This window comes from Paenibacillus faecis (genome assembly GCF_008084145.1).
GTDB lineage: Bacteria > Bacillota > Bacilli > Paenibacillales > Paenibacillaceae > Fontibacillus > Fontibacillus faecis.
On sequence record NZ_VSDO01000001.1, the window covers coordinates 320,418 to 341,363 of the forward strand.

Below are 20,946 nucleotides of genomic sequence, written 5' to 3' on the forward strand. Positions count from 1 at the left end.
GAACTCTTACCGGAAAGGAAACCTCATGCCTTTGCCCGCTTTGCCGAGCTGCTTCATCATTTTCGACCCTTTGCCTTTCGGGCCCATCATGTCCGAGAACTGCTTCATCATGCGGCGCATTTCATCAAACTGCTTGATCAGACGATTCACGTCCGCCAGCGAAGTTCCGCTTCCCGCGGCGATCCGCTTGCGGCGGCTGTGGTTGATCATGTCCGGGTTCTGTTTCTCCTGCTTCGTCATGGAGTGCACGATCGCTTCCACCCGGCTCATTTGCTTCTCGTCGACCTTGATGTCCTTCATCTGTTTCATCTTGCCCATGCCCGGAATCATGTCCATGATCTGATCGATCGGACCGAGCTTCTTCACCTGATCCATCTGTTCCAGGAAATCATCAAACGTAAATTCCGCATTGCGCATCTTACGTTCCATTTCCTTGGCCTTCTCGGCATCGATATTGGATTGAGCTTTCTCGATCAACGAGAGCATATCGCCCATGCCAAGAATCCGGGAAGCCATCCGCTCCGGATGGAACGGTTCCAGCGCATCGATCTTCTCGCCGAGAGCGGCGAACTTAATCGGGCACCCCGTCACCGCTTTGACCGACAGCGCCGCACCGCCGCGGGTATCCCCGTCCAGCTTGGTGAGCACAACCCCGGTCAATTCCAACTGCGCATTGAAGCTTTCGGCGACATTTACCGCATCCTGACCGGTCATCGCATCGACCACGAGCAGCACTTCATCCGGCTTCGTGACCTCGTGGATTTGACGGAGCTCCTCCATCAACGCCTCGTCGACATGCAGCCGGCCGGCCGTATCGATCAGCAGGTAGTCATTGCCGTTGTCCTTCGCATGCTGCAGCGCCTGTCTGGCGATCTCCACCGGACTGTTGCCTTCCGGCAGCGTAAATACCGGAACTTTGATCTGCTCGCCGAGCACCTGCAGCTGCTTGATCGCCGCCGGGCGGTAAATATCCCCCGCCACCAGAAGCGGCCGGTGATTGCCCTTCAGGAGCAGCTTGGCCAGCTTGGCCGAAGTCGTCGTCTTCCCGGCGCCCTGCAGACCCGCCATCATCACGACGGTCGGCGGCCGGTTGCTCTTCGCCAGCTTGGCTTGGCTGCCGCCCATCAGCTCGGTCAGCTCTTTGTTTACAATATCGATGATGACCATGCCCGGCGTAAAGCTGTCCATCACCTCGCTGCCGACAGCTTTCTCTTTCACTTTGGCGATAAAATCCTTGACCACTTTAAAGTTGACATCCGCTTCCAGCAAAGCGAGGCGAACTTCACGCATCGCTTCGTTCACATCGTCCTCCGAAACTTTGCCCTTGCCGCGAAGCTTGCTGAACACGCTCTGCAATCGATTCGTCAAACCTTCAAAAGCCATTCACCGGTCACCTCCGTTCCATAGTCCTTGTCCAACCGCTTGGCTACAACTGTTCCGCTTGCCGGAGCAGCTGCTTGGCCGTCTCTTTATGTATCTGAGACATCCCGCTCTCCTCAAGCACTTGCTGCAAGCGGGACAGCAGTTCGCTGCGCTCTTCGTCTTTCCGAAGCAGCCCCAGCTTTTCCTCGTAAGCCTCCAACATCTCTTCGGCCCGCTTAATATGTTCATACACCGCCTGGCGGCTAATTGCAAATTCCGAGGCGATCTCGCCCAAGGAAAAATCATCGAGAAAATAATATCTGAGAAACGTCTGCTGCTTTTCGGTCAGCAACGCTTCGTAAAAATCAAACAACAAGTTGATCCGATTGGTCTTCTCAAGCTTATTCTCCTGACTCACTTGGGCACCCCCTCCGTCAAGGAAAAACACTTTACAGCGCATCAACGTTCCTAATCATACCCAATCGCGCATGCATTGTCAAGTAAAACTCCTTAACATGCGAAATATTCACAAAACAAACAGCCGCAGCCTGTAAACCCAAGCTGCGGCTCCCCCTGAATCAACATTCCAATCCGTCCTACCGATGCGGAAGCAGGTACATCAGAATCGCGAAGAAATGCGTGATGCTGCCTCCCAGAACAAACAGATGCCAAATCGCATGATGATAAGGGAAGGCCCTCCATACGTAAAACACCGTGCCGAGCGTATACAGAAGCCCACCCGCTACAAGCAGCACGATTCCCGGCTCCGGCACGGCCGCCGTCAACGGCCCCCAGGCGATCACGATCAGCCAGCCCATAATGAGGTAAAAAAACGTGGACATGAACAGGAATCGTTTCACGAAGTACGCTTTGAACACGACGCCGAGCAGCGCAATCCCCCATACAATCCCGAACAGACTCCAGCCGAGCGGTCCGCGGATCGCAACCAGCATAAACGGGGTATACGTTCCGGCGATATAAATGTAGATGGACGAATGATCCAGGAACTCGAACAGATCCTTGATTTTCCCTTCCTTGAAACTGTGGACCAGCGTGGAGCACAGGTACAGCAAAAGCATGCTCACCCCGTAGATCGTGAAGCTGACGACGTGCCAGGCCGTTCCCTTCATGCTGGAAAATACGATCAGCAGCACCAATCCGGCCAAACTGAGCAGCGCGCCGATGCCGTGGGTAATGGCATTGGCGATTTCCTCGCGCCGCGGATAAGTATGTGTATTGGCCATCTTTTCACCTCCGCAAATGACTCGTTATGCAAATGTTCCCGACGAAACGGTCCTCAATCATCTTATGGGCGTTCGCCCACATCGGTTACTCCGCTTTTTCCTCGGCTTCTTCCTCTTCGCGGATCAAGCCGGCGAAGAGGCCGTGAACGAACTGTTCGGAATCGAATTTCTGCAGGTCCTCCATCTTCTCGCCGAGACCGACGAGCTTGACAGGAAGGCTAAGCTCCTGACGGATCGCAATGACGATCCCCCCCTTGGCCGTTCCGTCGAGCTTGGTCAGCACGAGCCCGGTCACCCCGCTCTTCTCGCCGAAAAGCTTCGCCTGATTAAGCGCGTTCTGGCCGGTGGTGGCGTCAAGCACCATCAGCACCTCGTGCGGTGCGCCAGGAATCTCCCGCTGAATGACGCGGAAAATTTTGTTCAACTCTTCCATCAAGTTCGTTTTGTTCTGCAGACGCCCGGCCGTGTCGCACAACAGAATGTCCGCGCCTCGCTGCTTGGCCGCCTGCACGGCGTCGAACATCACCGCCGCCGGATCGGATCCCGCTTGCTGCTTGATCACGTCCACGCCGACGCGTTTGCCCCACACTTCCAACTGCTCGATCGCTCCGGCCCGGAAGGTGTCCCCTGCGGCCATAATCACTTTTTTGCCCTGCTGTTTGAAGTGATGCGCCAGTTTGCCGATCGTCGTCGTTTTGCCGACCCCGTTGACGCCCACGAACAGAAAGACGGTGATCCCGTCGGGATTCAAACGCAGGTCGTTGTCTTCATCGCCGCGCAGCAGTTCCACCAGCTTCTCCGACAAAATCGGCTGCAGCTCGGCCGCATCCTCGATCCGGCGCTTCTTCACCTCGGAGCGCAGTTCGTCGATCAGCTTCATCACCGTGTTAACGCCGACATCCGCACCAATTAGAATTTCTTCCAGTTCCTCGAAAAATTCCTCGTCGATCTTTTTGCGCCGGGTAATGAGTTCCGTGACCTTCTCGACAAACCCCTTGCGGCTTTTCTCCAACCCTTCCTTAAACTGCTTCGTGACCGATTCGGTTTTGGAAGCGATGCTTTCCTTCAGTTTCTTAAAAAAACTCATAGGTTCCCTCCTAGATCTATGTTAAGTCTCAGGCGATTTCCATCGTTTCCTCATCCTCCAGCTTGACGGAAACCAGTTTGGAAACCCCGCCTTCCTCCATCGTAACGCCGTACAGCACGTCGGCTTCCTCCATCGTTCCTTTCCGGTGGGTCACGACGATAAACTGCGTCTGCTCCGAAAACTCGCGGAGATACTGGGCGAACCGCGCCACATTGGCTTCGTCCAGTGCCGCCTCCACCTCGTCAAGCACGCAGAACGGCACTGGCTTGACCTGCAGGATCGCAAACAACAGCGCCATCGCGGTCAGCGCCCGTTCCCCGCCGGAGAGAAGCTGCAGGTTTTGCAGCTTCTTCCCGGGCGGCTGGGCGACCACGTCGATCCCCGTCTCCAGCAGGTTCTCCGGATCGATCAGAATCAGATCGGCTCGTCCTCCGCCAAACAGCTTGGAGAAGACGATAACGAATTCCCGGCGGATCGCGTCGAACGTCGTTTTAAACCGTTTGGACATCTCATCGTCCATTTCCTTGATCACCTGGTACAGCGTCGTTTTCGCTTCAACCAGATCATCCTTCTGCTCGCTGAGAAAACGGTAGCGTTCATTTACGCGCTCAAATTCCTCGATCGCGCCCAGGTTGACCTCGCCGAGCACCGAGATTTGCCGTTTGAGCTCCTTGATCTCGGCCTGGGTCTGCGGCACGTCCTCCGGAACGTCGTAAAGCTGCTTCGCCCGTTCATACGTCAGTTCGTAATCGTCGGCCAGCTTGCGGAGGATGTTATCGAGCTCCACATCGAGCCGGTTCGCCTGGATTTCCGTCTGACGAAGCTGTTCTTCCACGGTTTTGAGCGCGACGCGCTGCTCCTTCGTCTCGCTCTCGCCTTCCTCGAGCTTCTTGACGAGCGCCATGCGGGAAGCCCGCTCCAGCTCCAACTGCTCGCCGGCGCGCGCTTTTTTCAGCTTGTAGTCGTTCAGCTCCTCGCGCTGGGTGACCGACTGGCGCTCGTTCTGGGCCAGGTCGGCTTCGATCGATTGAAGGATGCTGCGGTTCTGATCGAGCTCCCGCTTAAGCAAGCTGCAATCCTCCTCGGACCGTCTGAGCTGCTCCCGCAGCGAGAAGACCTCCTGATCCAGCTTGCCTTCCCGTACTTTCAGTCCGGTCAGCAAATCCTGCAGTTCTTCCTTCGCCGATTCATTGGCTTTGCGGGCGAATTCCGCCGCCTGGATGGACTGCTGAACGGACTGTTCTTCCTTCTCCAGCTCAAGCAGCTTGGCTTCGGCTTCGGCCTTGCTCTTGTCCAGGTCCTCAAGCTCCTTGAGATAATGGCCCTTCTCCTGGCCGTAGAGCTGGAACTGCTCCGAAACATGACGCCACTCGTGGTCGATCTGCTTCAGCGTCCCGGCAACGCCCTGCTCCTCCGTCCGTTTCTGGTCACCCGCCTCGCGAAGCTTCTCCAGCTCTTTCTCCGCGCCCGCCAGCTGCTCGCGGATATCCCGCAAGCCTTGGCGGAGCTTGGCCAGCATCTCGTCGCTCTCGGCGATGTCCGCGGCGAGCTGATCCAGCTGGCGTTTACGTCCGAGCAGGTTGCTGTTCTTGCGATGCTGGCTGCCGCCGGTCATCGAACCGCCCGCGTTGACGACATCGCCTTCCAGCGTCACGATCCGGAAGCGGTATTGCAAGCGGGCCGCCATTTTGTTCGCCCGCTCCAGATCGCTGGCAAAGACGACATTGCCCAGCAGGCTGCCGACGATGTCGGCATAGCGCGGCTCGTAGCCGACGAGCTCCGCGCCGATGCCGACAAAACCGTCGGCTTCCTCCAGCATGCGCTTATCCGAGGCGGAGATCTGGCGCGGACGGATGACGTCCAGCGGCAGGAAAGTCGCCCGGCCGAGCTGGCGCTGCTTCAGAAAAGCGATCGCCTGGCGGGAGACCGCTTCATTCTCCATGACGATGTGCTGCATCGCCATGCCCAAAGCCGTCTCCACGGCGATCTCCAGCTTCTCCGGTACGCGGATCAGTTCGGCGACCGCGCCGTGAACGCCGTGAAGCGCCGATTTGCGCGCGGCCTTAAGCACTTCCTTGACCCCCAGCGCAAACCCGTCGAAATCCTCTTCCATCTCCTTCATCGTGTCCCGGCGGGAGATCAAGCCTTCTCGCTTCTGCTCCCACTTACGGATCCCGTTTTGGCTTTCTTCCATCAATCTTTGAAGGGACTGGTGCTTCTCGCTCTCGGCGATATACTTGTTCCGCAAATCGGCGATTTCCTTGCCAAGCTGCTCGAGCGTCCGCTCCAGCTCCTGCTTCTTGCCTTTGAGCCGATCGAGCTCGTCTTGCCATTTGGCTCCCTCTTCCTCGGAGCGGGCCATTCTGCGCTGCACGCCTTCTTTCTGCTGATCCGCATAACGGATTTCGCTCCGGGTATGGGCCATCAGGTTCATGATCTCCAGGAGCTGGCCCTTCAGCCCTTCCTCCTGCTCCTGGCTGATTCCGCCCGTCACTCCGACCAGCTTCGCTTCTTCGGCGGAAAGCTCGGTCCGCAACTCCGTCAACTGCTTCTCCGAAACCGCGAATTTGGCCGCGAGCGCCTCCATCTCCGCAGCCCGCTGCGCATACCGCTCTTCGCTCACGGCAAGCGACTGGCGAAGCTGGTCGCGGTTTTGCGTCAGGTTCTTGGCGCGTTCCTTCAAAACCTCGCCGAAGCCTTCGCTCTTTTCGTAGCTCTCGCTATACTCCAGAAGCTGGGCTTGCAGCAGCTCGATTTGATCCTCCACCCGGCGCAGAGCCAGCCGCTCGTTTTCCAGCTTGGCATCGTGCGCGGACACGACCGTCGACAAGGCGGTATGCTCATCCTGAAGCTTGGTCAGCCGGCTGTTCGCCTCGCTCCACGTTTCGTGGATTTGCTCGATTTGGTGGACGTACAGGGAAATTTCTTTATTTTTCAACTGCTCGCGCAGCTCTTTATATTTCAGGGCTTTCTCCGATTGCTCCTTCAGCGGACCGATTTGATCCTCCAATTCGCTGACCAGATCGTGAATGCGCAGCAAATTCTGCTCCGTTTCATCCAGCTTGCGGCGAGCATCGCGTTTGCGGCTTTTGTATTTGACAATCCCCGAAGCCTCTTCAAAAATCCCTCTGCGATCCTCGGACCGGGTACTCAAAATTTCTTCGATCCGCCCTTGTCCAATGATCGAATAAGCTTCTTTGCCGATTCCGGTATCCATGAACAGCTCGGTGATATCCTTGAGCCGGCAGGATTGTTTGTTGATCAGGTATTCGCTTTCCCCGCTGCGGTGCACCCGCCGGGTGACCGTCACTTCGCTGAAATCCAAGGGCAGCGCATGATCGGAATTGTCCAGCGTCAGGGATACTTCCCCGTAATTGACCGCCTTTCTCGCATCGCTCCCGGCAAAAATGATATCCTCCATCTTGCCGCCGCGCAGCGATTTGGCGCTCTGTTCGCCCAGCACCCAGCGGATTCCGTCGGAAATATTGCTCTTGCCGCTGCCGTTAGGCCCGACCACAGCCGTAATTCCGCGGACAAATTCCATTTCCGTTTTGTCGGCGAAGGATTTAAAACCTGCTAACTCGATCCGTTTCAAAAACATACGTTCACGATCACCTCTAACGACTATTGTACCATACCGCAGGCCCCCGGGACAGGCGAAGAAAAGAGGTTTGCGCCCGCTCCTCCGCCCCAAGACTATAAGCTATCCATAAACACGAAAGCAGCCTTAACCGACTTGATGTCGGCTAAGGCTGCAATCGAGAGACGCGGCTCTTCCTTATGAGAATGTTCCACTTAGGACAGTTCCTGCTTCAACCGCTCCAGCGCTACCGCAGCGGCTTGCTGTTCGGCCTCTTTCTTGGATCTGCCGGTACCGCGGCCCAATCCCTGTCCTTCCATGTAGACCTCGGACACAAATTCCCGTTCATGCGCCGGTCCTCGCTCCTCGATGATCCGATACTCCAGTACGCCCATGTTGTGATGTTGGGTAAGCTCCTGAAGCTCGGTTTTGTAATCCGTCGTTTGAAGCTTGCCGTCCAAGGTAATCTGGGAGAACACGTGATGATGCAAAAACGACGTAACCGCCTCGAGCCCTTGATCGAGGTAAAGCGCCCCGACGAAGGACTCAAACACATCGGCCAGAAGAGCCGGACGCGTCCTCCCGCCGGTCAATTCTTCACCTTTGCCCAGAAGGACGTATTTGCCGAATTCCAGACTCTCGGCGAATTTGACCAGGGACGGCTCGCAAACGATCGCCGCGCGCAGCTTGGTCAATTCTCCTTCCGGCCGGTCCGGGAAAATCCGATATAAATGTTCCGAAACCGTCAGTTCCAACACGGCATCTCCCAAAAATTCCAGACGCTCGTTATCCTCATGATGGCTGAACCGGTGCTCATTTACATAAGACGCATGAGTAAAGGCCTGTTTCAAGAGCTGTCTGTTTTGGAATGCCAGTTGAAGTTTTTGTTGTAACTGCTTCAGATCTCCGCTCAACAGACTGTCCCCTTATGCTTCGAATTTCTTCAGAATGATCGTGGCGTTATGCCCGCCAAATCCGAAAGAGTTGGACATGGCCACTTTAACGTCGGCTTGTCTGGCTACGTTCGGAACATAATCCAGGTCGCACTCCGGATCCGGATGCTCCAGATTGATCGTAGGCGGAATAACGCCGTTCTTCAGCGTCAGACCGCAGATGACCGCTTCCACGCCGCCGGCTGCGCCGAGCAGATGGCCGGTCATCGATTTGGTCGAGCTGACCGCGACTTTGGAGGCATGATCCCCCAGCGCACGCTTGATGGCGATCGTCTCCGAGCGGTCGCCCACCGGCGTCGATGTACCGTGAGCGTTGATGTAATCCACCTCGGAAGCGTCGATGCCCGCATCGCGAATCGCCATCTTCATGCACCGTTCCGGTCCGTTCGGATCCGGTTCGGTCATATGATGGGCATCGCCGCTAAGACCGTAGCCGATCACTTCGGCATAGATCTTGGCGCCGCGTTTCTGAGCATGTTCCAGCGACTCCAGAATGAGGATGCCCGAGCCTTCGCCCATGACGAAACCGTCGCGTTCCGCGTCGAAAGGCCGGCTGGCTTTCTCCGGCTCGTCGTTGCGGGTCGACATCGCCCGCATCGAGCAGAATCCGGCGAGGCCGGTTGGACGGATCGTTGCTTCCGCGCCGCCGCAAATCATCACATCCGCGTCGCCGCGCTGAATCAGCTTGTACGAATCGCCGATGGAATGAGTTCCGGTCGCGCACGCAGTCACCGCCGTGCTGTTCGGGCCTTTGGCTCCGAACAGGATCGAGACATGCCCGGAGGCCATGTTCGCGATCATCATGGGAATAAAGAACGGGCTGACGCGTTTAGGACCTTTTTGCAGCAAAATGTTGTGCTGGTCCTCCCACGTGCCCAGACCCCCGATGCCCGAGCCAATCATGACGCCAACCCGCTCCGGGTCGGTCTGCTCGGCTATATTCAGGCCGCTGTCCTTCAATGCCGTCGTAGCCGCGGCTACGGCGAACTGAACGAAGCGGTCCATTTTTCTCGCTTCCTTGCGATCTATATAATCTTCGGGATTGAAGTCTTTCACCGAAGCGGCTATTTGGGTCGGATACTCGCTGACATCGAACGATTCGATCTTGGATACGCCGGATTTCCCTTGCATAAGGTTGCCCCAGAACGTTTCAAGATCATGTCCGAGTGCCGTCACCGCGCCCATGCCGGTCACTACTACTCTATGTTTCAAACACACTCACCTCGTATAGACTTCATGTGTAATCATAATTCGCTGTTGCCCTTGTCCACAACCTTGAACTCTCTCAAGATGAGGAGAAGTCCCGCCTGCTTAATAAGGAGGTACGGGACTTTTAAAGATGACTTTAGGTATGAGATTGTATGTAGTTTACAACTTCACCTACGGTCGTAATCTTCTCTGCATCTTCGTCGGAAATTTCCAGGTCGAATTCATCCTCGAGTTCCATGACCAATTCCACGACATCGAGAGAATCCGCACCCAAATCATCTTTGAAAGAAGCTTCAAGCGTAACTTCGGCTTCATCAGCACCAAGGCGATCCACCACAATGCGTTTTACGCGATCCAATACATCGGACATCCGGTTCACCTCCTCTTTGGTATTATACGAGAATTAAAAGTAAAATGCCAGAAGCGATAGCGGGCGAATCACATGTACATTCCGCCGTCGACGTGCAGCGTCTGTCCGGTCATATAGGACGCGCTGTCCGAGGCCAGAAAAACGGCCACTTTGCCGATCTCTTCCGGCTGGCCGAGCCTCGCGAGCGGGATGCCTTTCAGCATGCCTTCCCGAAGTTCTTCGGAAAGCTGATCGGTCATATCCGTTTCGATAAAGCCCGGGGCGATACAGTTGACGGTGATCCCGCGCGACGCGAGCTCCCGGGCCGACGATTTCGTCAAACCGATGACGCCGGCCTTGGCGGCCACATAGTTGGCCTGTCCGGGATTGCCGAGCGTGCCGACGACCGAAGAGATGTTGATGATCCGGCCGGAACGCTGCTTCATCATCGGACGCGTCACCGCTTTAATTCCGTTAAACACGCCCTTCAAATTCGTCTCGATGACTTCGTCGAACTCTTCCTCTTTCATCCGCATAATCAAATTATCTCTAGTGATTCCCGCGTTGTTTACGAGGATGTCGATCTTGCCCCAGGCGTCCAACACGCCCTTGACCATCCCTTCAAACTGTTCGCTGTTTCCGACATGAGCCTTCACCGCATAGGCTTTAACGCCCAGCGCTTCAATCTCGGCCACGACGCCCGCAGCCGCCTGTTCATTCCCGGCATAGTTCACCGCGACATTCGCGCCGGCCTCGGCCAAGGCAAGGGCGATGCTGCGTCCGATTCCGCGGGACGCGCCCGTAACCAGAGCGTTTTGCCCTTCAAGCGGTTTTGCCATAATGTCATTCATCTCCTTCCCCAAAGAGGATATACCTTTTGGATTCTAAATCAAGGGAGGTCAAGCTTAAAAATACCAGAAAAGGATGAGCTTGTCAGCCTAATCTTTTAGCGGAGCGCTTCCGCCGATGCTTCCAGGCTCTCCAGCCCGTTGACGTTAAGAATCCGGACGCTCTTGTCGATTTTCTTGATCAAGCCCGCCAGCACGCTGCCAGGCCCCAACTCGACAAAGGTATCCACGCCTTCGGCGATCAGAAATCTCACGCTGTCCTCCCAGAGAACCGGGTTGTACACCTGACGGACCAACAGGTCCGCAAGCTCCCCGGCGCTTTGGACCGGACGCGCCGTCACATTGGCTATGACCGGAACGTCGGCGTCCCCGAACTGCACCTCGGCCAGTTTCGTCCGCAGCCGCTCCGCCGCCGAAGTCATCAACGAGGAGTGGAACGGTCCGCTCACTTCCAGCGGAATCGCCCGCTTGGCGCCGATCTCCTTCGCCCGTTCGACAACTTTGGCAATCCCTTCACGGGTACCCGAGACGACAATTTGGCCCGGGCAGTTGATATTGGCCAGCTCGACCAGGTCGCCACCGTCCGCAATCTCTTTGCACAGCCCCGCGAGCGCCTCGCGTTCGCCGCCCAGCACGGCCGCCATGGCGCCTTTGCCGCCGGGTACCGCCTGCTCCATAAATTCGCCGCGGGCCCTTACGATCGCAACGGCTTCCTCAAACTTCAGCGCGCCCGCCGCCGTCAAAGCGCTGTATTCGCCAAGGCTGTGTCCGGCCACATAGTCCGGTCTGATCCCTTTCGCGGCGAACGCTTCATAAAGCGCCACGCTTGTCGTCAGCAGCGCCGGCTGCGTGTTGGCCGTTTGCTTCAAATCGCCGTCCGGCCCTTCAAAAATCAGCTTCGACAGCGGCATGCCGAGCACCTCGTCCGCCCGCTCAAACAAGCGCCGGCTCTCCGACACGCCGTCATACATATCTTTGCCCATTCCTACATGTTGGGAACCCTGTCCCGGAAAAACAAAGGCGATCTTCCCCATCTTCCGATCACGCCCTCCTGTCCTTCATTAATCTGCAATCTGCACGCCGCGCGGATTACCAAACGAGCACGGACGCCCCCCAGGTCAATCCTCCGCCGAAGCCGACCAGAAGCACCGTGTCGCCTTCCTTCATCCGCCCCTCTTCCGCCGCCTCGACCAAGGCAAGCGGAATCGAAGCCGCCGAGGTATTCGCGTACTTATCCACGTTGATCACGCACTTCTCCTCCGGCAATTCCAGGCGCTGCATTGCGGAGTGAATGATCCGGATATTGGCCTGATGCGGCACGAAAAGATCGATATCCTCTTTGCTCTTGCCGGCCTTGCGGAGCACTTCCTCCGTCGCCGTCCCCATGACCCGCACCGCGAACTTGAACACCTCGCGGCCGTTCATGTAAATAAAGTGCTTGCCGCCCTTTACCGTCTCTTCCGAGGCCGGGAGTCTGGATCCGCCGCCCTCGAGTTTCAGCAGCGGCCCGCCGGCCCCTTCCGCGCCAAGGTCGAAGGAGAGGAAGCCGCGGCCCTCCGGAACTTCGCCCAGAACGACCGCTCCGGCTCCGTCCCCGAACAGAACGCAGGTGTTCCGGTCGGTGTAATCCGTAATGCGGGACAACGTATCCGCCCCGATGATCAGGGCATTGTTATACATGCCCGTCTGCAAAAAGCCGTTCGCGGTCGCCATGCTGTACACAAAGCCCGAGCATGCCGCGGACAGGTCGAAAGCGGCGGCTTTCTTCGCCCCCAGCTTTTCCTGCAAAATGCAGGCGGTCGAAGGAAAGGTCGTGTCCGGCGTCACGGTGGCGACGATGATCAACTCCACATCCTCCGCCGCCAGACCGGCCGTTTTCAGCGCCCGGACCGCCGCCTCGTACGCCAGATCGGAAGTCGCCTGCTCCGGCGCGGCGATGTGGCGTTCGCGGATCCCCGTCCGCGATACGATCCATTCATCGTTCGTCTCTACCATTTTTTCCAAATCGGCGTTGGTCAACACCTTCTCGGGCACATACTTGCCGTACCCGACGATTCCAATTGAACGAAATTTCATGATTGCACCATCCGTTTCCCGATTTCCTCCGCGATACTTTCCGTCAACCGGCTCTGCAGGGCGGTCCGCGCCTGGCGAACCGCGTTTTTGATCGCATCGCCGTCCGAAGAGCCGTGCCCCTTGACTACCAGGCCGCTAAGACCGAGCAGCGGCGCTCCGCCGTGCTCTTTATAGTCCAAGGTCTGCTTAAGCCCTTTCAGGGACGGCATCAGCATCGCCGCCGCCAGCTTGTTCTTCAGCGATTTGGTAAACTCCTGCTTGAGCAGCGAGAACATGGCGCCGGCCGTCCCTTCCAAGGTTTTAAGCAAAATATTGCCGGCAAACCCGTCGCAGACGAGGACATCGCAAGCCCCGGTCAGAATATCGCGCGCCTCGACATTGCCGACAAACGCGATCGGCGTCTCCTCCAGCAGCGGATAAGCCGCCTTCGTCAATTCGTTGCCCTTCTTCGCTTCCGTTCCGACGTTCAGCAAGCCGACGCGCGGCTTCTCCATACCGTGAACCTTTTGCCGGTAAATGCTGCCCATCAGCGCGTATTGCGCCAGATGCTCCGGCTTCGCGTCCATATTCGCGCCCAAGTCCAGCGCCAATACGCCGCGTCCGTCCAGCGTAGGAATCATCGGCGCCAGGGCCGGCCGTTCGATCCCCTCCAGCCGCCCGACGACAAGCAGGCCGGTCGTCATAAGCGCGCCCGTATTGCCCGCCGAAATCATCGCGTCCGCTTGGCCTTCGCGGACCATCCGTCCGGCTACGACCATCGAAGCGTCCTTCTTGCGGCGGACCGCCTTAACGGGCTCATCCTCGGCCTCGATCACCTCTTCGGCGTGCTGGATCGATAGATTGGACGGAGCCCCCGCCATCAGCGGTTCCAAAGCCTCCTTGCGGCCGACCAGCACGATTTGCACGTCGCTCCATTCCCGGGCCGCGGCCAGCGCGCCTTCCACGGTGCTCTTCGGCGCGTGATCCCCGCCCATGGCGTCAATCGCGATTCGCATGGCTATTTCCTCCCTCTTGATTGTCATCGGCGGTGGACCGGTAGATGACAAAGTTCCCTTGAAAAACCATTTCTTCCCCCACATAGGTAAATACTTCGACCCGAGCCTTGCCTTTGTTGCCGGACATCGGACGCACGTAAGCCTTCGCGATGCACTTCTCCCCCAAATGAACCGAGCGGATAAACCGGATGTCGGCGGAGAACGTCAAAGCGATCTCGTCGTTAATCACGGCGACGGCCAAGGAGTTGGCCTGGGCGAACACATGGTGTCCCCGCGCAATCCCCGTCCGGGAAAAAACATGCTCCTCCCGGATTTCGAAGATGGAGATCCCGCTCTTGTCCAGCTGGAGATCGACGATTTCCCCGATCACCTCATGCAGCGGCAGGGACCGAACCTGATCGTAGGAGCGCTCCGCCATCAGCTTCATGCGTTCCCTGAGTTCGGGGATTCCCAGCTCCAGGCGGTCCAATCGAATCGTCTGAATGCTGACTTTAAGCTGACGCGTCAGCTCCTGATCCGTGACAAACGGATTTTCCTCTATAAGTTTCACGAGCTGCTGCTGTCTCGCTCTTTTCGGCAAACGTTCGATGGATATCCCCTCCGAGGATCAGTTCAATCTATTATAAACGCTAGGTTGATGACATCACATTTTAGAACCTGGTACTAAATTCTAGTATAAAACATCTGCCCGGAAAAAGAAAGAGGCAATGCTTCTAACCGCCGTTCTTTCCGCCCCGCGGCACATCATAGCCACCCGTCAAACGGGTGGTTTTGCTTTAAGGCTATATGCCTTTATTACCGGCTTGCGTCTAAAGGCGCTAACTTTCACTTCGTTCAAGCTACTATTCCGTTACCGCTTTTGCCTACTCCTGAAGGGGTGCGTTTATTACTAGTCCCCCTTCAGACAACCTTGATAACATAGAATTCCTGCATATGTGCATGCTTTTTTCCTGTTTGGATTAAAAATTTCAAAATACCTGCAAATCTGCAGGAATTTTCGACGAAACCGGCTCGTTTCTCTAAAATCGCTGGAAATGCCTGCAGATTTGCATCTTTTTTCGCATTCCCTCGGGAATCGGCCTAAAATTCCTGCAGATTTGCATCTTTTTGGAGTTGGAAGTTTGGAAACTAGCCCCAAAAAAAATAGTATCTCACCGAAATGAGATACTACCTGAAGTTGTTGAAATTACAGTCGCTTACGCGTTGATAATTTCTCTCGATTTGTATGTTCCGCAAACTTTGCATACGTGGTGAGCAAGCTTCAATTCGCCGCATTGTTCACATTTTACCATGCCCGGCACAGCCAATTTGAAGTGCGTACGACGTTTGTCGCGGCGCGTTTTGGACGTTCTCCGTTGAGGTACTGCCATGGTTCCCACCTCCTTATCAAGTCAACCCGGGTTCCCGGTTTCTTACGCTGTTCGTTGTTTACTTTTTGAAAAAATCGCCGAGCGAGGCCAGACGAGGATCAATCCGCTCCGTATTGCAGCCGCAATCCCGCTCATTGCGATCGGTTCCGCAAGAAGGGCAAAGCCCTTTGCAATCTTCCTTGCACAAGGCCGCGAAAGGAAGGTTCAGAAGAAAGGACTCTTCAACGTAGGGCTTCAGATCCAACTGATCTTCAGCGACCCATTGCAGTTCCTCATCTTCATCCTGCGCTTCCGCCTCGGGATGATCGCTTTGCTTGAAGCGTTCTTCAAACTCGATATCGACTTTGTGGCTCAAGGGCTTCAGGCATCGGGAACAGGACATGTCCAGTTCGCCCGCAAGGGTTCCGGTCACCTTCACCACTCCGCCGCCGGCAGGCTCGGCCTGAAGATCGGCTTGTAGGGGTCCGGCCGCCTGAATATCCTTGCGTCCCTTGATAACCTGGCTGACATCCAGCGTCTGGTGGAACTCCACCGGGCGGTCGGACGACGCCAACTGACGAAAATTTAAGATCATGAATATCACTCCAAACAAACAAAAATTATTATACCGATTTTCAGTAAGTTTTGTCAACAGCCCTGCTGTGTTATTATTCATATTAAATAAACCAAAATCATCGTGCAGTAACCGCCGGCGCGCCTCTACAGAGCGCCCTGCGGAAGCTGTGCCGTCAGAGGGGAACGAACTTTGAAGACCGTCGGACTCATCGTCGAATATAATCCGCTTCATAACGGGCATGCCTATCATTTCGCCGAAGCCAAGCGGCTGGCCGGTGCCGAAGCCGCCGTCGCCGTGATGAGCGGCGATTTTTTGCAGCGGGGCGAACCCGCGATCGTCGGCAAATGGGCCCGGACCGAAATGGCCCTGCGGCTCGGCGTCGACCTCGTGCTGGAGCTGCCGGTCGCCTATGCCGTGCAGCCGGCCGAATGGTTTGCGTACGGCGCCGTCGCCACGCTCCAGGCGACCGGCGTCGTGACGCATCTGTGCTTCGGCAGCGAAGCCGGGGCGCTCGAGGCCCTGCAGCCGCTCGCGGAGCGGCTGGCGGACGAGAGCGCCGCGCTCCGGGCGGCAGTCCGCGAGGAGCTCGCCACCGGGGCGAGCTACCCCGCGGCCTACGCCGCCGCGGCCGCCCGCACCTGCGCGGGCGGCGATGCCGCCGCGGCGCGAGCGCTTTTGATGCAGCCCAACAACAGTTTGGGGCTGCATTACCTGATCGCGCTGCGGCGGCTGTCCAGCGGCATCGCGCCGCTGACGGTGCGGCGGCGGGCCGCGGGGTACCACGACGCGGCGCCGCGGGACGCCGCGATCGCTAGCGCCACCGCCGTGCGGGCGCTCCTGGCCAAGGCGGGCGGGCTTGCCGCCGCGGAGCCGTACGTGCCGCCGTTCACGGCGGCCGTACTGGCCCGCGAGTTCGCCGCCGGGCGGGGGCCGATGGACTGGGAGCGGTTCGCGCCCCAGTTGTTTCACCGGCTGCTCGCCTGCACGCCCGGCGAGCTCGCGGCCCATCATGAAATGACCGAAGGGCTGGAGTACCGGATTAAACGTCTGTTATCCGATCTAAGCCACCCCACGGTATCCGAGCTGGTCAAACAGCTGAAAACGAAGCGTTACACGCACACCAAACTTCAGCGGACCCTGCTCCATGTTTTGCTTCAGCATCCGGCCGATTCCCTCGCCCCTGAAGCTTTGGGGCAAGGGCCGCAATATTTGCGGGTCCTGGGCTTTTCGCAAAAAGGCAGAGCGCTGCTCAAAACGATGAGAAAAACGGCCGCCCTCCCCGTCATCACCCGGGCGGCCGGCGGCGAGGCTCATTCTCATTTGGCGCTTGATCTCAAAGCCTCCGCCCTTTACGCGAACGCCATGACGACAAGAACGACGGAAGATATGTTGCGGGATTATCGGCAGCCTCCACTTCAGTTATAGAGGCCGAGGTTCGGCCTTTATGATTTGTACGACAGCTCCTTCAAATACTTCAGGGCGTCGTCGACTCGCTTGACCGGAACCAGCTTCATCGAAGTCCCGAGTTCGTCGACCTTCGCCTTTGCTTCCTTATAATTGTCCTCCGGCACAAAAAATATATCCGCCTTCTCCCGATCGGAAGCGACGATTTTAAACTGGACCCCGCCGATCGGGCCGACGGTTCCGTCCTCCGCCACGGTGCCCGTTCCGGCAACGCGGTAGCCTTTGCTCAGGTCCCCGGGGGTCAGCTGGTTATAAATTTCCAGGGAGAACATCAACCCTGCGGAAGGACCGCCGATTCGCGTTTCGGCAAAATGCACCTCCATGCCCGGATCCTGCGGCTGGATTTTTCGGACTTCCCCGACGCTGACCCCGAATCCCACTTTGGCGATCCCGTTGGTTTCGCCGAGTTCCACCAGCTCTACCCGCTGTTCGACCTTTTTCCCGTTTCGCTCCAGCTCCACCGCTACTTGATCCCCCGCCGATTTCCCGGACATGAGCTCAGCCAGCTGCTCGAACTTTTCGACTTTCTTCCCGTCCACTTTTCTGAGGATGTCTCCAGGATGAAACTCTCCCTTGGGGGTGATCTTGTCGGAAAGGCCGATCACAAAAACATACTCCGGCACGATTTTGTATTCGACCCCCGCGTATTTGTAAGCGGCCATGATCGCGCTGGATTGCGAAGTATTCATGTAGTAGCGCTGCTCGGTCTGATATTCCTCCTCGTTCCGGTCCGGTTCCTTGCGGATGACTTCCGTGTGAGGCTGAAATTGGGACGTGACGAGCATAGCGATATTCGCATAGCTGACGGAAACGGTGGTCAGCATAAAGGTTCCCTTTTCTTCCGTATCCCCTTTCTTAACGCTGACGATCGGTTTGATCTCCTCCGCCGAACCGGGTTGATGGATCATATAAGGCGTGGGCATGTACACCAGGACGTAAATCAATATGGCCAACGTGATTAAATACAGCCCCGCTTTAATGACGGACGATCTGCTTCTGCGCATTTCCCTCTCCCCCCTCTGATTTTGCCGTTCTCGGACAATGGCATGTACTTTGCCTCCCGAGCATATATCTTGTACTATTCCATTCGTTTTTTAGCGATTATCAAAAAAAGTAGGTGAACTCCTTGCCAAGCAAGAGCTCCACTTCCGGAAGCAGCTTTTCGGCGACACTGCTATTCGGGCTGTCCGCCGTCCTGCTCGTCGTTTGTATTATGATCGACCCCCGCGAGGCCTTTCAGGCTTCCGGCCAGGGGTTAACCGTCTGGTGGCGGATCGTGTTCCCCGCCCTTCTCCCGTTTCTGGTGCTGTCCGAAATCCTGCTTGCCGGCGGCTTCGCTCACGGGCTCGGCGTCTTGGTCGAGCCGTTAACCCGAAGGGGACTGGGCCTGCCCGGCTCTTATGCCTGGGTGCTGCCGCTCGGTCTTACGGCGGGTTTTCCGGCCGCCGCATCCGCCGCGGCCACTCTGTACAAACAAGGCAAGATTTCGGCTCTGGAAGCGGAAAAGATGGCCGCATCCGCCCACTTTGCCAGTCCGATGCTCATTGCGGTTGTGGTCGGCACCGGCTTCTGGGGGCGGCCCGAGTGGGGCCTCCTGCTCCTTGCCGCGCATTGGCTCGGCGGCCTCGCCGCAGGCGTTACGCTTCACCTTCTGGACCGGAGTCCGGGCCCCGAACCCAAAGCAAAGCCGGCCGTCACCTCTCCCTCCCGCCCCCGGCCGTCCCGATTCCGCCAGGCGCTCGCGCAAATGGAAGAAGCCCGCAGGGCGGACGGCCGCGGTATCGGCAAACTGCTGGGGGATACGGTCAGTTCGGGAGTACAGATCTCGATGACGACCGGCGGTTATATGCTTATTTTTGCAGTGGTCATCCATGTGTTGACCGGCATCTTGCCCGGATTTCTTCCTTCCTTCGTCGTGGCCGGCCTGCTGGAAGTCCATCTGGGCACCTACACGGCCGCCCGGCTGTCGCTTCCGCCGGCGATGGTCTGCGCACTGCTCGGCGCTTTGCTGGGATGGAGCGGAATCTGCGCGTTTCTGCAGGCGAGGTCCGTCCTGAAGCCTGCCGGCCTGGGCGGTACGAAGTATTTTTTGCTGACTCGACTGCTTCATGGAGCATACGCCTATGTATTGACTTTACTGCTGTGGGCTCCGATGTCCAAATGGCTCCCCCAAGTCAAGTCCACCACGGCGGAGGTTGATCTGCCTTCCGTTACCGCGGGCTCTTTTCCCATACCGGGATGGGAGCAAATCTCCGGAGTTGTTCAGGCCCAGTTTTGGCTGCTGTTGTTCCTTGTCGCAGCTTTTCTGGTCATTTCGCTCGTTTACAAAAAAAATGCGAATTGATGCTTTGCTTGATATCCTTCAACGGTTCGCGAATTTCTCCTTCAGCGCCTTCTCCACTTCCGGCGGAACGAGGTCGCCCACGTCCCCGTGGAAGCTGGCGATTTCCTTCACCACACTGGAGCTGAGATAGGAATATTTCGGATTGGTCATCATAAAAATCGTCTCGACCTCGCTGTTCAGCTTGTGGTTCGTCGACGCCAGTTGGAGTTCGTATTCAAAATCGGTTACGGACCGGATCCCTCTTACGATTACATGAGCCTGCTTGAGATCCATGTAATTGACGAGCAGATCCCGGAAGCTGTCGATTTCCACATTAGGCAAATGCGCCGTCACCGTGCCGAGCAATTCTTTTCGCTCGTCCACCGTAAACAAAGGATTTTTGCTCAAGTTGTTCAGGACGGCTACGATCAGTTTGTCGAACTGGCGCGACGCCCGCTGAATGATATCCATATGCCCCTTTGTCACCGGGTCAAAGCTTCCCGGATAAACCGCGATCCGCGGCGTTTTTCTTTGATGTTCCATCTTATGCCTCCTCGCCCGGTTCTTGAACCGGGGGTTCATGATCCTCTTCATTGTAGCGGTAGATAGAGACAGCCGTCTCGCCGTACTGGGCCTTTCTCGTCTCGGCAAAGGCCCCGACCCGCTCCGGATAAGCGTACGAGGATTCATACTCCAAAACGATTGTCGCTCCGGGATGGAGCAGGCCTAGCTGATCCATCATGCTCATCAGCTTGTCCCCATGCTTTAGACGATAAGGCGGATCCAGAAAGACGAGATTAAACTTCGCCTCGCGCTTGGCTAACGCCTTGAGCGCCCGTTCGGCGTCATTTTTATAAACCTCCGCCTTGTCCTCCAGCCCCGCCGTCCGCAAATTGGCGCGAACGATTTCGATGCTTTTATATTCCAAGTCCACGAATACGGCTTTGTCCATTCCGCGGCTCAAGGCCTCGATCCCCAGTCCGCCGGTACCCGCGAACAAATCCAGCGCGCAGCCCCCTTCGAAATACGGCCCGATCATGCTGAACAAGGCCTCCTTCACTTTGTCTGTCGTGGGCCTTGTCCCCATACCGGGGACCGCCTTGAGCGCTCTCCCCCGGGCACTGCCCGATATGACTCTCATGTTTCGCTTCCCTTCCTTCATGCAAAAAATGCCTGACGCTATCGTACCATAATCGAACGGGGAATTAAAAATTGAAATCTCTCCATATTTTCTCGCAAGGATGTATAAATCACCCTTAAAGTGATCAGAATGGTACTATCGACATCACAAATGTCGTAGACAACCGCGGAGAAGACTTACGTTTCCCCATAAGCTCTTCGTCCGGTTTCTCCTCTCCCATGATGGGCGTCCCGCAAGGGGCGCCCGGACAAAAGCCTTTGTAGCAAGGTTTTCTACGAAGGTTTTTGTCCTTTTTTTATGAGTTGATGAACTGAACTTTAACCATAATGCGAAAAAGCAAAAAACCGCTCATAGAGAGCGGTCGGGAATTCCTGAATCCAACGTGGAAC

The 20,946-nt window shown here is 56.9% G+C and carries 20 protein-coding genes; 2 read left to right on the forward strand and 18 right to left on the reverse strand.

Annotated features, from left to right (window positions below; all coding sequences use genetic code 11):
* Window positions 1-6 precede the first annotated feature (6 nt).
* The 15 genes from ffh to FRY98_RS01530 form a co-directional block, all read right to left on the reverse strand.
* On the reverse strand, window positions 7-1,383 hold the full coding sequence (gene ffh / locus FRY98_RS01460) for a signal recognition particle protein (protein ID WP_148449896.1): 1,377 nt from the start codon (window positions 1,381-1,383) through the stop codon (window positions 7-9).
* A 43-nt stretch (window positions 1,384-1,426) separates the two neighbouring features.
* The gene (locus tag FRY98_RS01465) at window positions 1,427-1,780 is read right to left on the reverse strand and encodes a putative DNA-binding protein (RefSeq protein ID WP_148449898.1); all 354 of its coding nucleotides are present in this window, start codon (window positions 1,778-1,780) and stop codon (window positions 1,427-1,429) included.
* Between the two features lie 178 nt (window positions 1,781-1,958).
* Window positions 1,959-2,606, reverse strand: coding sequence for a PAQR family membrane homeostasis protein TrhA (trhA, locus tag FRY98_RS01470; RefSeq protein ID WP_148449900.1), 648 nt, complete (start codon window positions 2,604-2,606; stop codon window positions 1,959-1,961).
* An 85-nt stretch (window positions 2,607-2,691) separates the two neighbouring features.
* Entirely contained in the window at window positions 2,692-3,693 is a 1,002-nt protein-coding gene (gene ftsY, locus FRY98_RS01475) for a signal recognition particle-docking protein FtsY (RefSeq protein WP_148449902.1), read from the reverse strand.
* 28 nt (window positions 3,694-3,721) lie between these two features.
* On the reverse strand, window positions 3,722-7,294 hold the full coding sequence (gene smc / locus FRY98_RS01480) for a chromosome segregation protein SMC (RefSeq protein WP_148449904.1): 3,573 nt from the start codon (window positions 7,292-7,294) through the stop codon (window positions 3,722-3,724).
* Between the two features lie 194 nt (window positions 7,295-7,488).
* Window positions 7,489-8,187: a ribonuclease III gene (rnc, locus tag FRY98_RS01485; RefSeq protein WP_148449906.1), complete on the reverse strand. Its 699-nt coding sequence runs from the start codon at window positions 8,185-8,187 to the stop codon at window positions 7,489-7,491.
* Window positions 8,188-8,199: 12 nt separating this feature from the next.
* Window positions 8,200-9,438, reverse strand: coding sequence for a beta-ketoacyl-ACP synthase II (gene fabF / locus FRY98_RS01490; RefSeq protein WP_148449908.1), 1,239 nt, complete (start codon window positions 9,436-9,438; stop codon window positions 8,200-8,202).
* Between the two features lie 133 nt (window positions 9,439-9,571).
* Window positions 9,572-9,805, reverse strand: coding sequence for an acyl carrier protein (gene acpP, locus FRY98_RS01495; protein WP_018750834.1), 234 nt, complete (start codon window positions 9,803-9,805; stop codon window positions 9,572-9,574).
* A 68-nt stretch (window positions 9,806-9,873) separates the two neighbouring features.
* Window positions 9,874-10,623: a 3-oxoacyl-[acyl-carrier-protein] reductase gene (gene fabG, locus FRY98_RS01500; RefSeq protein ID WP_148449910.1), complete on the reverse strand. Its 750-nt coding sequence runs from the start codon at window positions 10,621-10,623 to the stop codon at window positions 9,874-9,876.
* A 107-nt stretch (window positions 10,624-10,730) separates the two neighbouring features.
* Window positions 10,731-11,666: an ACP S-malonyltransferase gene (gene fabD / locus FRY98_RS01505; protein ID WP_148449912.1), complete on the reverse strand. Its 936-nt coding sequence runs from the start codon at window positions 11,664-11,666 to the stop codon at window positions 10,731-10,733.
* Window positions 11,667-11,721: 55 nt separating this feature from the next.
* Window positions 11,722-12,708, reverse strand: coding sequence for a beta-ketoacyl-ACP synthase III (locus FRY98_RS01510; protein ID WP_148449913.1), 987 nt, complete (start codon window positions 12,706-12,708; stop codon window positions 11,722-11,724).
* On the reverse strand, window positions 12,705-13,703 hold the full coding sequence (gene plsX / locus FRY98_RS01515; RefSeq protein WP_148449916.1) for a phosphate acyltransferase PlsX: 999 nt from the start codon (window positions 13,701-13,703) through the stop codon (window positions 12,705-12,707). The genes FRY98_RS01510 and plsX overlap by 4 nt, the downstream gene beginning before the upstream one ends.
* Window positions 13,687-14,283 carry a transcription factor FapR gene (fapR, locus tag FRY98_RS01520; protein WP_148449917.1) on the reverse strand — a complete coding sequence of 199 codons (597 nt, stop codon included), beginning with the start codon at window positions 14,281-14,283 and terminating at the stop codon, window positions 13,687-13,689. The genes plsX and fapR overlap by 17 nt, the downstream gene beginning before the upstream one ends.
* A gap of 616 nt (window positions 14,284-14,899) precedes the next feature.
* Entirely contained in the window at window positions 14,900-15,073 is a 174-nt protein-coding gene (gene rpmF / locus FRY98_RS01525) for a 50S ribosomal protein L32 (RefSeq protein ID WP_148449919.1), read from the reverse strand.
* 58 nt (window positions 15,074-15,131) lie between these two features.
* Entirely contained in the window at window positions 15,132-15,647 is a 516-nt protein-coding gene (locus FRY98_RS01530) for a YceD family protein (protein WP_148449921.1), read from the reverse strand.
* A gap of 171 nt (window positions 15,648-15,818) precedes the next feature.
* Here FRY98_RS01530 and FRY98_RS01535 point away from each other — a divergent pair, with 171 nt between their 5' ends.
* Window positions 15,819-17,054 carry a nucleotidyltransferase gene (locus FRY98_RS01535; RefSeq protein ID WP_148449923.1) on the forward strand — a complete coding sequence of 412 codons (1,236 nt, stop codon included), beginning with the start codon at window positions 15,819-15,821 and terminating at the stop codon, window positions 17,052-17,054.
* A 17-nt stretch (window positions 17,055-17,071) separates the two neighbouring features.
* On the opposite strand, the gene FRY98_RS01540 is transcribed toward FRY98_RS01535, so the two are convergent.
* Window positions 17,072-18,097, reverse strand: coding sequence for a SepM family pheromone-processing serine protease (locus tag FRY98_RS01540; RefSeq protein WP_148449925.1), 1,026 nt, complete (start codon window positions 18,095-18,097; stop codon window positions 17,072-17,074).
* A gap of 122 nt (window positions 18,098-18,219) precedes the next feature.
* Between FRY98_RS01540 and FRY98_RS01545 the strand changes: the two genes are divergently transcribed.
* Window positions 18,220-19,437 (forward strand): nucleoside recognition domain-containing protein, encoded by a 1,218-nt coding sequence (locus FRY98_RS01545; protein ID WP_148449927.1) that lies wholly within the window; start codon window positions 18,220-18,222, stop codon window positions 19,435-19,437.
* 18 nt (window positions 19,438-19,455) lie between these two features.
* On the opposite strand, the gene coaD is transcribed toward FRY98_RS01545, so the two are convergent.
* A complete protein-coding gene (gene coaD / locus FRY98_RS01550; RefSeq protein ID WP_148449929.1) occupies window positions 19,456-19,959 on the reverse strand; it encodes a pantetheine-phosphate adenylyltransferase in 504 nt (167 codons plus the stop codon).
* Window position 19,960: 1 nt separating this feature from the next.
* The gene (gene rsmD / locus FRY98_RS01555) at window positions 19,961-20,557 is read right to left on the reverse strand and encodes a 16S rRNA (guanine(966)-N(2))-methyltransferase RsmD (protein WP_148449931.1); all 597 of its coding nucleotides are present in this window, start codon (window positions 20,555-20,557) and stop codon (window positions 19,961-19,963) included.
* Window positions 20,558-20,946: the final 389 nt, after the last annotated feature.

Excerpts from the sequence above, each read along its gene's own strand:
- ffh (WP_148449896.1), bottom strand. The coding sequence starts at position 1,383 with ATGGCTTTTGAAGGTTTGACGAATCGATTGCAGAGCGTGTTCAGCAAG.
- trhA (WP_148449900.1), bottom strand. The coding sequence starts at position 2,606 with ATGGCCAATACACATACTTATCCGCGGCGCGAGGAAATCGCCAATGCC.
- ftsY (WP_148449902.1), bottom strand. The coding sequence starts at position 3,693 with ATGAGTTTTTTTAAGAAACTGAAGGAAAGCATCGCTTCCAAAACCGAA.
- smc (WP_148449904.1), bottom strand. The coding sequence starts at position 7,294 with ATGTTTTTGAAACGGATCGAGTTAGCAGGTTTTAAATCCTTCGCCGAC.
- acpP (WP_018750834.1), bottom strand. The coding sequence starts at position 9,805 with ATGTCCGATGTATTGGATCGCGTAAAACGCATTGTGGTGGATCGCCTT.
- fabG (WP_148449910.1), bottom strand. The coding sequence starts at position 10,623 with ATGGCAAAACCGCTTGAAGGGCAAAACGCTCTGGTTACGGGCGCGTCC.
- fabD (WP_148449912.1), bottom strand. The coding sequence starts at position 11,666 with ATGGGGAAGATCGCCTTTGTTTTTCCGGGACAGGGTTCCCAACATGTA.
- FRY98_RS01510 (WP_148449913.1), bottom strand. The coding sequence starts at position 12,708 with ATGAAATTTCGTTCAATTGGAATCGTCGGGTACGGCAAGTATGTGCCC.
- plsX (WP_148449916.1), bottom strand. The coding sequence starts at position 13,703 with ATGCGAATCGCGATTGACGCCATGGGCGGGGATCACGCGCCGAAGAGC.
- rpmF (WP_148449919.1), bottom strand. The coding sequence starts at position 15,073 with ATGGCAGTACCTCAACGGAGAACGTCCAAAACGCGCCGCGACAAACGT.
- FRY98_RS01530 (WP_148449921.1), bottom strand. The coding sequence starts at position 15,647 with ATGATCTTAAATTTTCGTCAGTTGGCGTCGTCCGACCGCCCGGTGGAG.
- FRY98_RS01540 (WP_148449925.1), bottom strand. The coding sequence starts at position 18,097 with ATGCGCAGAAGCAGATCGTCCGTCATTAAAGCGGGGCTGTATTTAATC.
- coaD (WP_148449929.1), bottom strand. The coding sequence starts at position 19,959 with ATGGAACATCAAAGAAAAACGCCGCGGATCGCGGTTTATCCGGGAAGC.
- rsmD (WP_148449931.1), bottom strand. The coding sequence starts at position 20,557 with ATGAGAGTCATATCGGGCAGTGCCCGGGGGAGAGCGCTCAAGGCGGTC.